The 16,106-nt window shown below is 59.1% G+C and carries 14 protein-coding genes; 8 read left to right on the top strand and 6 right to left on the bottom strand.

Annotated features, from left to right (window positions below; genetic code table 11):
• Positions 1-476: 476 nt before the first annotated feature.
• From PLN84_RS01240 to PLN84_RS01215, 6 genes are all read left to right on the top strand, one after another.
• Positions 477-983: a dTDP-4-dehydrorhamnose 3,5-epimerase family protein gene (locus tag PLN84_RS01240; protein WP_300020406.1), complete on the top strand. Its 507-nt coding sequence runs from the start codon at positions 477-479 to the stop codon at positions 981-983.
• 12 nt (positions 984-995) lie between these two features.
• A complete protein-coding gene (gene rfbB / locus PLN84_RS01235) occupies positions 996-1,961 on the top strand; it encodes a dTDP-glucose 4,6-dehydratase (protein WP_348531864.1) in 966 nt (321 codons plus the stop codon).
• The gene (locus PLN84_RS01230; RefSeq protein WP_292383901.1) at positions 1,931-2,899 is read left to right on the top strand and encodes a class I SAM-dependent methyltransferase; all 969 of its coding nucleotides are present in this window, start codon (positions 1,931-1,933) and stop codon (positions 2,897-2,899) included. Before rfbB ends, PLN84_RS01230 begins: the two co-directional genes overlap by 31 nt.
• Entirely contained in the window at positions 2,896-4,542 is a 1,647-nt protein-coding gene (rfbD, locus tag PLN84_RS01225) for a dTDP-4-dehydrorhamnose reductase (RefSeq protein WP_292383903.1), read from the top strand. Before PLN84_RS01230 ends, rfbD begins: the two co-directional genes overlap by 4 nt.
• An 18-nt stretch (positions 4,543-4,560) precedes the next feature.
• The gene (locus PLN84_RS01220; RefSeq protein WP_292383905.1) at positions 4,561-5,250 is read left to right on the top strand and encodes a class I SAM-dependent methyltransferase; all 690 of its coding nucleotides are present in this window, start codon (positions 4,561-4,563) and stop codon (positions 5,248-5,250) included.
• A 157-nt stretch (positions 5,251-5,407) separates the two neighbouring features.
• On the top strand, positions 5,408-6,481 hold the full coding sequence (locus PLN84_RS01215) for a glycosyltransferase family 2 protein (protein ID WP_292383907.1): 1,074 nt from the start codon (positions 5,408-5,410) through the stop codon (positions 6,479-6,481).
• Positions 6,482-6,486: 5 nt separating this feature from the next.
• On the opposite strand, the gene PLN84_RS01210 is transcribed toward PLN84_RS01215, so the two are convergent.
• On the bottom strand, positions 6,487-7,254 hold the full coding sequence (locus tag PLN84_RS01210) for an FkbM family methyltransferase (RefSeq protein WP_300033015.1): 768 nt from the start codon (positions 7,252-7,254) through the stop codon (positions 6,487-6,489).
• Positions 7,251-8,357: a UDP-N-acetylglucosamine 2-epimerase (non-hydrolyzing) gene (gene wecB, locus PLN84_RS01205; protein ID WP_292383910.1), complete on the bottom strand. Its 1,107-nt coding sequence runs from the start codon at positions 8,355-8,357 to the stop codon at positions 7,251-7,253. The genes PLN84_RS01210 and wecB overlap by 4 nt, the downstream gene beginning before the upstream one ends.
• Positions 8,358-8,512: 155 nt before the next feature.
• Between wecB and PLN84_RS01200 the strand changes: the two genes are divergently transcribed.
• Both PLN84_RS01200 and PLN84_RS01195 read left to right on the top strand, forming a co-directional pair.
• A complete protein-coding gene (locus PLN84_RS01200) occupies positions 8,513-9,682 on the top strand; it encodes a glycosyltransferase family 4 protein (protein WP_348531863.1) in 1,170 nt (389 codons plus the stop codon).
• A gap of 4 nt (positions 9,683-9,686) precedes the next feature.
• Complete coding sequence (locus PLN84_RS01195; protein WP_292383915.1) at positions 9,687-10,451, top strand: glycosyltransferase family 2 protein; 765 nt, start codon at positions 9,687-9,689, stop codon at positions 10,449-10,451.
• A gap of 31 nt (positions 10,452-10,482) precedes the next feature.
• Here the strand turns inward: PLN84_RS01195 and asnB are convergent, their stop codons facing one another.
• From asnB to PLN84_RS01175, 4 genes are all read right to left on the bottom strand, one after another.
• Positions 10,483-12,303: an asparagine synthase (glutamine-hydrolyzing) gene (asnB, locus tag PLN84_RS01190; RefSeq protein WP_292383916.1), complete on the bottom strand. Its 1,821-nt coding sequence runs from the start codon at positions 12,301-12,303 to the stop codon at positions 10,483-10,485.
• Positions 12,304-12,427: 124 nt separating this feature from the next.
• A complete protein-coding gene (locus PLN84_RS01185; protein ID WP_292383918.1) occupies positions 12,428-13,549 on the bottom strand; it encodes a glycosyltransferase in 1,122 nt (373 codons plus the stop codon).
• Positions 13,550-13,675: 126 nt separating this feature from the next.
• On the bottom strand, positions 13,676-14,935 hold the full coding sequence (locus PLN84_RS01180; protein WP_292383919.1) for a nucleotide sugar dehydrogenase: 1,260 nt from the start codon (positions 14,933-14,935) through the stop codon (positions 13,676-13,678).
• Between the two features lie 192 nt (positions 14,936-15,127).
• Positions 15,128-16,060, bottom strand: coding sequence for an SDR family oxidoreductase (locus PLN84_RS01175; RefSeq protein WP_292383920.1), 933 nt, complete (start codon positions 16,058-16,060; stop codon positions 15,128-15,130).
• Positions 16,061-16,106 lie beyond the last annotated feature (46 nt).

Genomic DNA, 16,106 nt, shown 5'->3' with positions numbered 1-16,106 from the left:
TCTCATTGGTCTTGCACCCTTGCGATCGATTAGAAACAGTTAAAGATGATCCCCCTCTTCACCCCTCATCGGTCCCGGGATGCCCTGATCTCCGGGGCTTCTTGAAGGGTGGACCTCCGGTTGAACGATCCTCGTTCAGTAAAGGTGCGGTGAAGGTGATTGTCAGGAGAACCACCCAATGAGCGTAACTATTCAGTCCACGTTCGGTAGCAAGTGGATAGAATTGTATTTGTAACAGTACTCTTAAACAAGATATCAGGTATGGAGTTCATCCCGGACCCCCGGTTGAATCTTTGAGGCGTGATTTATCGGGATTCGGTCCTGCTTGCGTTCAATGTTTGCCAAAATGTAAATCATAGACCTTCACATACGGACAAAAAAATCGGAAACAGAAATTTTCACAGTGTACCTTAAGGAGTGGATGAACTGGCTACAGACCTTTTAGACTGCTGGTGCATGAGGCTGTAGGTTCCCGGTTGGCTATTGCGAAAATCGTGGTGACAACGATGAAGAGCACTATTGACGGTGTCAAGATCAAGAAACTCAGCGTCATCCCTGACGAGCGCGGCTGGCTGATGGAGATCCTCCGCTGCGACGACGCAATCTTCGAGCAGTTCGGCCAGGTCTACTGCACGACGGCCTACCCGGGCGTCGTCAAGGCGTGGCACTACCACAAGAAGCAGACCGACAACTTCACCTGCGTCCACGGGATGATGAAGGTCGCGCTCTACGACGCCCGCGAGGACTCCCCCACCTACAAGAGTCTCATGGAGTTCTTCGTCGGTGACAAGAACCCTATCCTCCTCAGCGTCCCGCCAGGCGTCTACCATGGGTTCAAGGCAATCGGCACCGAGACGGCGTTCTTCGTGAGCATCCCGACCCTCCCCTACAACTACCAGGAGCCCGACGAGTTCCGGCTGCCCCCGGACACCGCCGAGATCCCCTACGACTGGGGGCTTGCCCCCGGCCTGAAGCACGGATGAGGGGCGGCAAAAATGACCATGCTCGTCACTGGCGGCGCGGGGTTCATCGGCAGCAACTTCATCTGCCATATGCTCGCGGAGCATCCCGAGACCCCGATCGTTAACCTCGACGCACTGACGTACGCAGGCAACCCGGAGAGCCTCCGGGATGTTGCCGATAATCCGAACTACACCTTCGTCCATGGCGACATCTGCGACCCCGGCACGGTAGCAGCCGTCTTCCGGAACCACCCGATAAAGACCGTCGTCCACTTCGCCGCGGAGAGCCACGTCGACCGCTCGATCGCCGACGGCTCCACCTTTGTGCGGACGAACGTCCTCGGCACCTTCACCCTGCTCGATTACGCGCTGAAGCACGGTGTCAGGCGGTTCATCCACGTCTCGACGGACGAGGTCTACGGGAGCACCCCTGAGGGTTCGTTTGTGGAGACCGACAACCTGAACCCCTCCAGCCCATACTCGTCGAGCAAGGCCGGCTCCGACCTGCTCGCCCGGTCGTTCTTCATCACCCACGGCCTCCCGGTGATCGTCACCCGGTGCACCAACAACTACGGCCCCTACCAGTTCCCCGAGAAGCTGATCCCGCTCTTTGCGACGAACCTCATCGAGGGGAAGAAGGTCCCGGTCTACGGCACGGGGAAGAACATCCGCGACTGGCTCTACGTCCTCGACCACTGCCGGGCCATCGACTTCATCCTCCAGCACGGGGAGCCGGGGGAGGTCTACAACATCGGCGGCGGCGCGGAGAAGACGAACCTCGAGATCACCGAAAAGATCCTCGAACTCCTGGGGAAGGACGAGTCGATGATCGAGTACGTGCCCGACCGGAAGGGGCACGACTTCCGCTACTCGCTCGACTTCGGGAAGCTCCGGGCGCTCGGCTGGGAGCCGGCGTATACCTTTGATGACGCCCTCGCGGCGACGATCGAATGGTACGCAGAGAACGAATGGTGGTGGCGGCCGCTGAAGACAAGATAGATGATTATGAGGTTGACTCTGTGACGAAATTGATAAAATACTACCAATGGTTGCTCGGCACCGTTTTGAGCAGGTCGTTCGGGCTGTGGGAGCGGTTAGGGATTCATATTGTGCCGAACCATTTCTATCAGCCCATACCCGATGTCAGGCATCTGGATGATCGATTATGGGAGAGATCATCGTCATTAGTCGGGATTGATATGGATGAGCAGTCCCAGACTGCATTGCTCTCCCGGTTCCACGAGAACTACAAACCGGAATATGACCGGTTTCCAACCCGCAAAACCGGCAGGCCGTTCGATTACTTCGTAAATAATGGCGGCTTTGAGAGCGTTGATGGCGAGATCTTATACTGCACCATACGACATTTTAAACCAGAAAGAATCATCGAGATCGGGTCCGGGAACTCCACGTACCTGGCGGCATCGGCAATCCGGAAGAACAAGGAAGAAGATCCAGAGTACGCCTGCGAGTTAATCGCCATTGAACCCTATCCAAATCGCGTATTGCAGGATGGTTTTCCAAATTTATCCCGCCTGATCGAAGAGCCTGTGCAGAATGTCCCGTTTTCGGTCTTCGAGAGGCTGGGTGAGAATGATATTCTCTTTATCGACTCGAGCCACGTCTTAAAAGTAGGCAGCGATGTCCAATACGAATATAACGAGATCCTGCCGAGACTGAATAAAGGTGTACTTATTCACGTTCACGATATTTTCTTACCTTTTGAATACCCTAAAGAGTGGATCTGCTGGCACCATCTTTTTTGGACAGAGCAGTATCTCCTCCAGGCGTTTTTAACGTACAATCCTGCATTCAAAGTAGTCTGGGGCGGCTACTACATGCACAGGAGCCACCCGGAGCTCCTTGAGGAAGCGTTCAGCACCTACAACCGTGAGAAGATCCAGCCTGGAAGTTTCTGGATGAGGAAGATACAGTGAGCGTACAGAACGTTGAGCAGGCAGAAAGGGGCGTCCTGATCCTCGGCGCCGGCGGCATGCTGGGGCACGACCTCGCGGCGGTCTTCCCCGGCGCCCGGCTCTGCGAGCATACGGACCTCGATGTCATCGATGAGGCCGCGGTGAAGGCCTATATCCTTGAGATGAAGCCCGACCTCGTCATCAACGCGGCGGCGTACACGAACGTCGACGGGTGCGAGGACGACCCCGAGACGGCGTTTGCCGTCAACGGCGACGCACCGGGTTACATCGCCGCCGCCTGCCGCGTAGTGGGCGCGGTGCTCGTCCACTACAGCACCGACTACGTCTTTGACGGCACAAAGACGGAATACGTCGAGTCCGACGAACCGAACCCGATCAATGTCTACGGCGCCTCGAAACTCCGCGGCGAGCAGAAGATCGCACAGAACATGGACGACTACCGGATCATCCGGACCTCCTGGCTTTTCGGCCGGCACGGCAAGAACTTCGTCGAGACGATCCGGCACCTCTCGCGTGAGAATGAAACCGTCCGGGTGGTGACCGACCAGGCGGGGAAGCCCACCTACACGGCGGACCTGGCCCAAAAGACAGCCGAGATCGCCGACTGCCCACCGGGGATCTACCATGTCACGAACGACGGCGTCTGCTCGTGGTACGAGTTTGCCCGGGCCTTTGCCCCGAACATCGTCCCCTGCACGAGCGACGAGTTCCCGCGGAAGGCGAAGCGCCCGGCCTACTCAGTGCTCGTGAACACGAAGACCAGCCCCATGCGCCCCTGGAAAGGGGCGCTCGAAGACTACCTGCGCCCAACGGTGAGAAGACCCATGAAAGGCATCATTCTCGCGGGCGGGACCGGGTCCCGCCTCTACCCCCTGACAAAGGTGACGAACAAGCACCTGCTGCCCGTCTACGACAAGCCGATGATCTACTACCCCCTCCAGACCCTCGTTGCGGCGGGGATCAAGGACATTATGATCGTCTCCGGGAGGGGGCACGTGGGCCACTTCCTCGAGCTCCTGGGGTCGGGCAAGGAGTTCGGGGTCCGGCTCACCTACGAAATTCAGGAAGGTGCCGGCGGGATTGCCCAGGCCCTGGGGCTCGCGGAGTCCTGGGCAGGGACGGACAACGTCGCGGTGATCCTCGGCGACAACATCTTCCAGGACGATATCCGGAAAGATGTCGAGGCGTTCGCGTCCGGGGCGAAGATTTTCTTAAAAGAGGTCCCCGACGCCCACCGGTTCGGGGTTGCCGAGGTTAGGGGGAATAAGGTGCTCGGGATCGAGGAGAAGCCCCGGACCCCGAAGTCGAACCTCGCGGTGACCGGGCTCTACCTCTACGATGCCGGGGTCTTTGCAATCATCAAGACACTCAAGCCGTCCGGGCGGGGCGAACTCGAGATCACGGACGTGAACAACGCCTACGTCCAGCGGAATGCGATGGAGTTCTCGGTTCTTCCGGGGTTCTGGAGCGATGCCGGGACGTTTGAGAGTCTGTTGCGGGCAAGCCTGATGGTCAAGAACAACGGTTTCCGACAGGACTTTACTGGAGAACCTGGCCCGGAGTCGGCAGTCTCTTCCTCAAACCCCATTGCGAGGGATAAGACTGCTGAGTTGCAACTCCGTGGGAAGAAGCTCGAGAGATAACCTCATCCGGTGAAGAGCATGTCCAGAAACGAACTGTATCAGGATAAAGAGAGCGGCTATTTCTCCAGCATTCGGTGGGACATAATTTCTTTCATCCCCGATGGGGACCACAGTGTGCTGGAAATCGGTTGTGGGAATGGAAATACGCTTATAACATTACGAGAACTCAATAAAGCCAGAGAAATCGTCGGAATAGAGATTAACTACGATTGTTTACGAGGCAATTGCGATCAACTTGATGGCTTTCTGGTCGGTGACGTCGAAGAGATCGAACCGGCCTTCGAAGAAGATCATTTTGATTACATCATTTTAGGTGATGTTCTGGAGCATCTCGTGGATCCTGCTGCCGTTCTAAAGCGCTATTCATCTTTCCTTAATAGCACGGGATATATCATTGCCAGTATTCCGAACATTAAGAATTACAGGGTACTGCTCGACCTGGTGCTCTATGATAAGTTTGAGTACGCGGACGCAGGGATTCTGGATCGTTCGCATCTCCGTTTTTTCACGAGACGGGAGATGTGTAACCTGTTTCAACAAGCTGGTTTGAGTGTTATCTCGGTGCAACCGAAGTTCGGGAGTGGACACCTCGATAAGATTGACAGAAGGCTGAATAACTCTTTGGGCAGGTATCTACCGGCGGGGTCGTTCTTAACGGTTCAGTATATCATCAAGGCAACACGGAGGGGCGGCACAACGTCAGTATGATATGCAGAACCGGTTACGGTGCATGCCGCAGGACAATGAAGGCGGGGATGTCTCGCTCCGGTGGATCTCCAGCCCGGGAATGATCTAAGAACGGTTCTCGTGTGCAAGATATCCTGTACGATAGCAGAATGTATAATGATAGGTATAATCGATATAAATGAGCATAATGCCTCGCGTTGCAATCATAATTTTAAACTGGAACGGATGGACGGATACGGTTCAATGTATCCGATCTGTCCACCAGCTATCCAATGCCGACTACGATATCGTACTGGTCGATAACCGCTCGACTGATCGCTCAATAGAGAATATCCGGCGTTTTTGCGAAGGGACCGATGAGGCAGAACCTGCTGATGACACCCCTATCCATCTATTTGAACTGTCAGAGGGTGAAGCCGATAGGTGCAGGCCCGATCTATCCACGTATCATCAGTTAGATCCTCGCCGGCGGCTTATACTGATTAAAAACAATGAGAATTACGGCTACGCCAGGGGCAACAACATCGGCATCAGGTTTGCCCTCGATATCCTTACATCCGAATATATTCTCATCCTGAATAACGACGTCATCCTCAATGACAGAGAGGTGCTCAATAAACTTGTCGAATCGGCCAGCAGGGATAACCGTATCGGGGCCGTGAGCCCGGTGCTCAAATCAACGACCGGTGAGATACAAAGAACCTGCACGGGAAATACCCCTGGTTTCCTCGACTTCATATTCGTTTACACCTTTATCGGTCAGAGGTTGTTTAAAGAGAACCGGATCTTGAAGAGACACTTTAATTACGATTACGCTTTCGATCGACCAAAAGAGTTCGGTGTTCTGGGAGGTTCCTGCATTCTGTTCCGGAGCCGGGCGATTGCAGACGTCGGCCTCTTCGATGAGAACACCTTCCTCTACTGGGAGGAGTACATCATCGGGTCTAAACTTGCCGAGCGTGGCTGGAAGTTGCTCTTGAATCCTGGTGCCGGGGTCATTCACAAGGGCGAATCCTGCATTAAGAACCTGAACCTGAAGAGTTGGGCAAGATACTGGTCGATCAAGAGCGAACTCTACTACATCAGGAACTACGCTTCGCTGAATACGATAAAAAGGGGCATTATTGTGGTAGCGCTCCTTCTGGAGACGATGCTGGCTCTCTCTGATACGGTTCTGAGGGATAAAAAGAGTAAATTCGATAGAAAATATGAGCTGAAGATTATCTCGGTTCTCCTGGGGAGTTTTGTTTAAACAGGTTAATCGCGGGAGGGTTCGTCAAATCTGGGCGGGTGCGAATTGATTGGCTTCTTACCCCTTTTTTCCTCCAGCGGCACACAGTACAGGTCGTCGGGCGAGAGTTGCTCAACGGTATAGTCATATCCCGAAAGGATGCCCAGGCACTCATCTAATAGCCCGTCATGTATCGAGAGTATAATCTCCGGCCGGATCTCCGATAGGCAGGCATCAGCGCCGTGCAACGCACGCACCTCCGCTCCCTCGATATCCATCTTCAGAATCTCCGGGGGGACCCCGCTCTCCTGGATGAATGCATCGAGAGTGGTACACTCGACCTCGATATTGCCACCGTCAGACAACCTGCACATCGTATGTGCGGTTCCGTCGAACCGGAGTATGCCGGGAGCATCTGATAATGCTTTCTGCACAGGCAAGACGTTGGTGCTCCTGTTGATCCTGGTGTGCTCAATGAGCAGGCGCATGTTCTCCGGCTCCGGTTCAAACGCAACCACCCGCCCGTCATCGCCGACGAGGGTGGAGGCAAACAGGGTATAGTATCCAACGTTTGCACCGATATCGAAGAAGACCATCCCTTCTTTCAACCTGTCCTGCAGCACGGCTGCAATATGCTGTTCATAGGTTCCAAGTGCACAGGAAGGGATAGAGGACGTGAACTGCCACCGTTTCCCGTGGAGCACGCCGAATGGGATCCTGACCGTACCAATCCCGAATCTCCGCCCTGCCTGCATGACCGCGACCCCTGCGCGTTCGCGGAGTTTCAGGTTCATACTACCCTTCCTTTTGATGTGAAGCGACCCTCTGTCCCGACGATCTCCACGATCCTCTTTCCTGCCGTCCCATCGCCGTAGGGATTTTGCCAGACGCGCTCTCTCTCCATCATCGTCCGCACCCCCTCCGAAATCGCCTTCGGGTCGGTCCCCACCAGGATATTCGCCCCGACAGCCACCGTCTCCGGTCGCTCCGTGTTCTCCCGGAGCGTCGCGCAGGGCGTGTGGAGAATACATGCCTCCTCCTGGACTCCACCGGAGTCGGTCAGGATCAGTCCTGCGTGCTTCTCTAGCTGGAGGAAAGAGAGGTAGTCGAGAGGCTCGACGCAGCGGATGGAGCCGGCCCGTAAGCCGAACTGCTCCATCATCTTCCTCGTCCGGGGATGCATGGGATAGATCACCGGCATCGCGTAATCGGCCGCGATACGCTCAAGACCCTTGAGGATATTCCCGAGTCTTCTCGCGTCGTCGACGTTCTCCTGCCGGTGGGCGGTGACGAGGAAGTAGCCGCCCGGGCAGACCCCCAGTTCTTTAAGCGGATCTATCGTCTCTTCGCTGATCGAGAGGTTCTGGAAGAGCGCATCGACGACCGTGTTGCCGCAGACGAAGACCTTCTCATCAGGTATGCCCTCATGCACAAGGTTCTGCCGCGACGCCTCCGTCGGCGCAAACAGGTAATCCGAAGCGTGGTCCGCCAGGATGCGGTTGATCTCCTCCGGCATTCTCCGGTCGTTGCTCCGCAGGCCGGCCTCGACGTGCCCAACAGGGATATGGAGTTTCACTGCGGCGAGCGCTCCCGCGAGCACCGTGTTGGTGTCCCCCTGGACGAGAACCGCACGCGGCTCCTCTTCGATCAGGACCCGCTCGATCTGGCCGAGCATCTTTCCGGTCTGCTCCCCCTGCAGGCCCGACCCCACGTTGAGGTTGTACCGCGCCTCCGGGAGGTGCAGCTGCTCAAAGAAGATCCTGTCCATTGAGTAGGAGTAATGCTGGCCGGTATGAAGGATGAAGTAGTCATCTCCTCTCCTTTCATATTCCCTGATGATCGGAGACATTTTGATGATCTCAGGCCGTGTCCCGAGGATAATTGCAACGCCGCTCATGGTTCACCTGCATGGTTGGTGCGGTATTCCATTCATTGGTCCGGTGCCATATATAGCGCTGTTGTTGCGATTATCCCGCCGGGGCCAGCTGCTCTTTCGGCCCCCATCTGGGAAGACATATAATGAGCCTGATGTAAATGTAGTTAGGGGAGCGAATGGGGCTCAATATCTGCATACTTTCGGTCGATTTTCTCCCGAATGTCGGGGGGATCGCAGCACATGTCTACGAGCTTGCCAGAGCGCTCCGGGCTCTCGGGAACGACGTCACCATAGTTACGTTCCGCGATTCCCTCCTTGCTCCGGGAGAAGAGACGATCGACGGCCTCCACGTCGTCAGGGTCTACCTGCCCCGGAACACCGTGCTGCTGTATCCGGCATTTGCCCTGTTTGAATACTTCAGCGTCCGGCGCATCATCAGGAGAAAGAAGATCGATCTCCTGCACTCGCACTACGTATTCCCCGACGGGTTCGTGTCGAGGCTGCAGCCGGGGGTGCCCGGGATTGCGACCGAGCATACCTCCGGGTTCCTGGACCGCCTCGAGCGGGGAAGGATGTTAGGGCTGTACCGGTGGGTCTACAGCCGTATGGACCAGATCATCACCCCCAGCGACGAACTTGCCGGGGCGGTCGGGTCGCTCGGGGTTCCCCGGCAGAAGATCACGTTCGTCTCGAACGGGGTGGATACGGATAAATTTTCGCCGGAGGTTCCGCCCAGGGACCTCCGGCAGCAGTACGCCCTCGCACCGGACACCCGGATCGTGCTCTGCCCCCGCCGCCTCGAGCCGAAGAACGGTGTCAGATACCTGGTTGAGGCGGTTCCGGCGGTTCTCCGGCAATGCCCGGAGGCCAGGTTCTTCGTCGTCGGGGGATCGTATCCCGACCAGCTGGCCCTGCTCCGGAAGAGGGCCCGTGAACTCGGCATCGAGGACCAGATCATCTTTGCCGGTTCGGTCCCGAACGCCGAGATGCCGTCGTGGTATACGGCGGCGGACGTCGTGGTTCTCCCCTCCCTCAAAGAGGCGACCAGCATCGCGGGGCTCGAAGCGATGGCGTGCGGCCGGCCTCTCGTGGGGACGAATGTCGGGGGCATACCGCATCTGGTCACCGACGGCAGGACCGGGCTCCTCGTGGAGCCGAGAGACCCCGACGGGCTCGCCGGTGCGCTGGCGCGTCTCCTGACCGACGATGCCGCCCGGAGGGAGATGGGGGTTGCGGCCCGCAAGAAGGCGGTGGACCAGTTCTCGTGGGCCCGGATCGCCGGCACCGTGCAGAGCATCTATACGAGAACCCTCGAGAACGTTGAGAATCGAGAGAGGAAGCGGTGATAGCATGGGGATCTCAGCCTGCCTTATCACAAAGAACGAAGAAGAGGCTCTCGCCCGGTCGCTTGAGATGATCTCTGCGTACGTCGATGAGATCGTCATCGTCGACGGGCAGAGCGAGGACAATACGGCCGGCGTTGCCGGGAAGTACGGCGCCGTCCTGATCCAGCGGAAGTTCTCCGGCAGTTTTGCCATCGAGCGGAACTGCGGCATCGAGCGGGCGCGAAACGACTGGGTCTTCATCCTCGATCCCGACGAGACGCTCGAGCCGGGGCTCCTGGAGAGCCTCAGGGACCTTGCATCCTCCCCGAAGTACGACGCCTACTCGTTTCTCAGGCACGACGTCCTCCCTGACGGCACGGTCCTTGAGACGCCGTGCGGGCACCCCGAGATCCACGTCAGGCTTGCGAAGAGGGACAGGCTGCGGTATTACGGCGCGATCCACGAGAAAGCGGTCGTCAACGGAAAGATCCGGTTCGTCCCGAAGGCGATCTACCACCATCGCGGCTACTTTGAGGACTATCCTGCGGAGAAGAAGGAGCGCTTCGAGACGATCGGACGGAACGCGTCAGAAGACCTCCAGGGCATGAAGATATCCTCGCGGGCGCTGCTCGTGAGGAACGTGAAACTGGTCTTTCACTATTTCAGGAACATGCTCATCGGGATGGGACTCTACCGAAAGGGGCCGTCCGGCATCGTCCGCGCGATACAATATACCTACAGTTTTGCGAGTTATGGGCTGAGACAGTACGTCCGCCTGGGCCAGATCTGATAGAGGAGATCTCCCTTCCTCCTTGCCGGGGCTATGCTGCCGGATCGATGAACCGGCGCAGCCAGAGTTCACAGCAGACCATACGCCAGATCTCGGACGAGTAGGGCGCCTTCCCCTGGAGAAAGGCCCGGTAACTCTCTGCTACTGCGTCAGCATCCCAGTAGGGGCGGCTCTTAAACGCCTCGGACGACAGAATCTCAAGAACCTTCTCGCTCATGTCCCCCTGCATCCAGACCTCCTCGGGAGTGGCGAACCCTTTTTTGTCCATCCTGCACCGGATCACTTCGGGAACCAGCCCCCGGATCGCCCGCCGGAGGATGAACTTGGTCACGCCGCCCCTGATCTTCTGGTCGGCGGGCAATGACGCCAGAAATTCCACGACCCGGTAGTCGAGGAACGGCACCCGGGCTTCTATCGAGAAGGCCATGCTCGTCCTGTCCTCCCAGTGGAGCAGATACGGCAGGTTCGCCCGCATCAGGTCGGTCTCCAGGACCTCGCTCAGGGTGCCGTGATAGCGGGGAGTGCCTGACCCTTCCATCCGGATCAGGCTCCGGTGCTTCTTGCGGGCAAAGAGCTGTGTCAGGGTGTACGAGAGGAAATCACTGTGGTGTCTGAGTGTCCCGAGGGTCTCGCGTGCGGCCCGCAGGATATGGAATCCCCGGACCAGCTCCCTGATATGGCAGTACTGGTAGGCGATGTAGCCTGCGAGGAGTTCGTCGGCTCCCTGCCCGTCGAGCACCACCTTCACCTCGTCCCGGGCAAGCCGCATGACGCAGTACTGGGAGTACAGCGTCAGGGCGGCAAATGGCTCGTCGTTGATGTAGAGCAGGTGCTCGATATCCGCCCAGATCGCATCGGCGGCCGGGTAGACCCGGTGCGACCTGACACCCGAGTTCTCCACGGCGATATCTATGTAGGCGCTCTCGTCACACCGTTTGTCCTCGAAACAGGCCGAGAACGTGTTCTGGCGCGGGGGCTCCCTGCCGGGAGAGCCGCGGCGGAGCGCCCGGTTGATGAGCACCGTGAGGGTGGATGAGTCCAGTCCGCCGGAGAGGCAGGTCCCGACGGGCACGTCGCTACGCAGGTGGAGGTCGACCGCGTCTTCAAGGAGGCTTAAGAACTCACCGGACAGGCGTTCGTCGGAACCGGGCTCCGATTCAAGGGCGGGACTGAAGGTTGCTTCCCAGAACGCCGCATGCTCCACGATCCCGCTCTCCCCGACGATCATGTAGTGTGCCGGGAGGAGCTGGAGCACTCCCTCAAACATCGTCCGGGCGGTGTGGTCCGCGAGGCCCCACGCGAGGAACGCAGCGACCATCTCCTCGTCGGGGCGTCTCCCGACGCCGGGAGCAGCGCGGAGCGCCTTGATCTCGGACGCAAAGAGGAACGAGCCGCCGGCCATGGCGTAGTAGAACGGTTTGATCCCCAGGCGGTCGCGGGCACAGAAGAGCTCGCGGCGCCGGCCGTCCCAGAGGGCGAACGCCCACATCCCGTTGAACCGGGCGAGGCACTCGACCCCCCACTCCTCGTAGGCGTGGAGGATCACCTCGGTGTCGGTCTTTGACCGGAACCGGTGGCCGCACGAGGCGAGCTCCTCGATGAGCTCCCGGTAGTTGTAGATCTCCCCGTTGAAGACCAGCCGGAGCGTCCCGTCCTCGTTCTGCATCGGCTGGTGCCCTTCTTTGGAGAGATCGATGATTGCCAGGCGGCGGTGGGCAAGCGCTACCGTCCCGTCTACGTAGATCCCGTCCCCGTCGGGCCCGCGGTGCCTGATGAGGTCGGACATCCGCCGGACCAGATCCGGATCGGCCGCTCCTCCCGCAAGGTGCAGTTGCCCGGCAATGCCGCACATGGATAAGAGAGTCTATCTGCAGGATGATATATTTCTCTTGCATGGTCCGGGTTATCATGCCGGAACGTGTCGCGGATAAAAATCGATGGTTCCAGGGTCCCTGGCAACGGGGATGCCGGGCCGGCTACCCGGTTCCCGGTTTGGTCGACGTGCTCTCCCAGACCCGCATGTCTTTCCCGAGGTTGAGCAGTCCTTTGGCGAGGTAGACCTGGTTCGTGGCGAAGGAGACGAGCGTGCTGCTCCTCCGGAAGTAACCGACCAGGGCGGCGAGGCAGAGCACCCCGAGAGCGAGGATCGGGTATGCCAGGGCGAGCCCTACGATGAAGAGGGCGCTGCCGACGAAGAAGAGGGCCGGCGTTGCGAGGTACATGTAGATCCGCAGCGGGTAAAAGAACCGCGAGAACGGACGGGCGTGCCTCAGGAGATCGAGGTTCGCGGTCGTCGCCTCGATCAGACGGGTTGCCCGGCGGATCTTCTGCCGGTACTGCTTGTGGAAGTCCCGGGGTATGTCCTCATACACCAGAGCCCCGGGCTCGTACGCCGCCCGGAACCCGCGGCGGATCGCCTCAAACGCCGTGTTTGCGTCGTCCGCCCCGCGCTTGTCGTCGATCCTGGTCACGAGATCACGCTTGAACGCGACGAGCGCACCATTGAACGTGTAGGTGGAGTCGACGGCACTCTCCCAGCTGCACATCCGCCCGTAGTAGTTCCGGTAAGCGCTCTCCATCTGTGCGGGATGAGAGCCGTCGCCGGGGAGAGGGTGGAGGTCGCCGCAGACCGCAGCGATACGATCATCGCTGACGAGCCGGGCAATCAGGTGTTCGAGCGCTCTTCGCTCGAAGAAGACGTCCGCGTCCGTGGTGACGACGATCGGGAAGCGTGCCAGCTGCATCGCCTTGTTATACGAGCGGTTTGTGCCCAGGCGCTCGGTATTCGCGATGATCCGGTGAGTGATACCGGCCTTCCTGAACGCCTCCTCTGCAAGCGCCCGGGTGTTGTCGGAGGAGCAGTCATCCACGAAGATCACTTCGTACCTGTCCGATGGGTACGAGGATTCGAGAATGTTTTCGACACGCTTGTGGATAACAGCCTCTTCATTGTATGCCGATATGACAATGCTTATTGGTGGATACTCCTTGAGTGCCGGCGGCGCTCCGGGTTTTCTGCCGATGCTGATCCCGACGAAGAATATGCTATAGGGTATGAGCGCAGCCATGATGAGCCCCAGGCCGATCCAGAGAAGCATAGCATTAATATCACTGATTGGTATTTATCGTTTTGGGGAGCAGGATGCAGAAATTCGGCGCTAATTTAATCCTTTTTTTTTAAGTTGCGGGCATTCGTTGTTTTCTTCTTTTCTGCAAAAGTATAGTTAGAGGGTACGATACACGCACCCCTTCTGCACCTCGCCGTTCTTCCGCAACATTCCGGTCACGTCCACGATGATAGGCTTCCCGTTGCAGATCGCAAGCACCGCATCCAGCGTCAGCGATGCAAACACCCCGTGCGGCGAATTAATAATAATACAGTCCACCGGGCCGTCGAGCCCCTGGAGCGAGGCGACCGGTTTCGCTCCGAACCGCTCGATCTCCGCGGGCGAGAGAAGCGGGTCGTAGCCGTAGACGTCGATATCGAACTCCTTGAGCTCGTGGACCATCTCGCCGGCCGGGCTCTCGCGGGTGTCGGGGACGTTCTCCTTGTAGGTCAGGCCCAGGATGAGGACCTTTGAGTCCCGGATCACCTTGCCGGCCCGGTTCAGCTCCTTGATCGCGATATCGGCGACGTGCCGGGGCATACTGTCGTTGATCGCGCGGCCGGCCAGGATCACCTGCGGGTGGTAGCCGAGTTCCTCGGCCTTGTAGACGAGGTAGTAGGGGTCGACGGGGATGCAGTGGCCGCCGACGAGGCCGGGGCGGTAGTTGTGGAAGTTCCACTTGGTCCCGGCGGCCTCGAGCACCGCCTTCGTCTCGATCCCCATCCTGCGGAAGATGATCGAGAGCTCGTTCATCAGGGCGATGTTGATATCGCGCTGGACGTTCTCGATCACCTTCGCCGCCTCGGCGGTCTTGATGTCGCGGGCGACGTAGACGTTGGTCACGAGGCCGTAGAGGGCCGCGAGGTGCTCGGTGGTTGCCGGGTCCATGCCGGCGACGATCTTCGTGATCTTCTCCAGAACGTGCTCGGCGTCGCCCGGGTTGATCCGCTCGGGCGAGTAGCCGACGGAGAAGTCCTTCCCGCAGGTCCTGCCGGAGGCCTCTTCCAGGGTCGGGACCATCACCTCCTCGGTGAGGCCGGGGTAGACGGTCGACTCGAGGACGACGATGGCGCCGTCCTTCATGTGCCGGCCGACGGTCTCGGCGGCCGAGACCACGTAGGAGATGTCGGGGTCTTTCGCCTTCGTCACCGGGGTGGGGACGGCGATGATCACGACGTCGGCCTCAGCGATCCTGGCAGGGTCCGTGGTGGCGAGGACGTTGTTGCCGGGCTCGGCGTTGATCCGGGCGATCTTCTTCGCGTCGAGGTCGTAGCCGATTGTCTTCACATGCCGCGAGAACGCGTCGGCGAGAGGGTATCCGACGTATCCCAGGCCGACGACGCAGACGGTTGTATCCTTGAGTGCTCCCTGAACCATACTGACGGGTCTCCCGCGAATGTTAGTGGTGTAGAATATTTCCCGGTCTTGCATTTGAAGGCTATGGTTCGTTATGCGGGCGCCGGGGAGAAGTCTGGTGGAAACTGTACTTCTGGACTTGAATCTGAGTAAATGGGTCAGGCATCAGGAGTATCCGGGCGGGCGGGTGGGATGTTGCCGGCGAGACCTCTCTTACGCCCGCTCCCGGAACCAGGCCACCGCCTGCCGGAGCCCTTCCTCGACCGGGTACTGCGGGTCGTAGCCGAAGGCCTCCCGGGCCCGGCTGATATCGGCGAGCGAGTCGCGGATGTCGCCCGCGCGCGGCGCCTCGTAGATGGGCTCGCACCTGGTGCCGGTGAGTTCCATCAGGATCGACGCGAGCTCGTTCAGACTGATCCGGCGGCCGCCGGCGACGTTGAAGACCCCGCGGGCGTCGCTCTCCATCGCCCTGATGTTCGCCTGCACCACGTCGGCGACGAAGGTGAAGTCGCGGGTCTGCTCCCCGTCGCCGTAGATGACCGGGGGCTCGCCGGCAAGCAGCCGGGTGACGAACTTCGGGATCACCGCCGCGTACTCGGACTTCGGGTCCTGCCGGGGGCCGAAGACGTTGAAGTAGCGCAGGAAGACCGTCCTGATACCATAAAGGTCCGAGAAGACCTTCCCGTAGCACTCGTCCGCGAACTTCGTGACGGCGTAGGGGGAGAGCGGGTTTCCGACCATGCCCTCGTGCTTGGGGAGGACCGGGGTGTCGCCGTAGACCGAAGAGGACGACGCCGCGATGACGGCGGGCACCCCGCAGTCCTTCGCCGCCACGAGGACGTCGAGCGTGCCGGTCACGTTCGCCTCGTTCGAGGCAAGGGGGTCCTTCACCGACCGCGGCACCGAGGGGATGGCCGCCTGGTGGAAGATGCCGTCCGCGCCGGGGAAGACCTCCATCAGGAGGTCGAGATCGGTGATGCTCCCCTCGACGAACGTCACCCGGGGGTGGTCCAGGAGGTGCTCGATGTTCACCCGGCCTGGCACGGTCGCGAAGTTGTCGATGATGACGACGTCATGGTGCTGTGCCAGGGTATCTGCAAGGTTTGAGCCGATGAACCCGGCCCCGCCGGTGACGATGTAGCGCATAGCAATGAAGTTTGCCGGGGGTCCGCTTTAGTCTTTTTATGGCTCG

It is taken from the genome of Methanoculleus sp. (assembly GCF_035363275.1).
Taxonomy (GTDB): Archaea; Halobacteriota; Methanomicrobia; order Methanomicrobiales; family Methanoculleaceae; genus Methanoculleus.
Note: the sequence above shows the minus strand (reverse complement) of the source record. Positions and strands in the feature narration are given on the sequence as shown.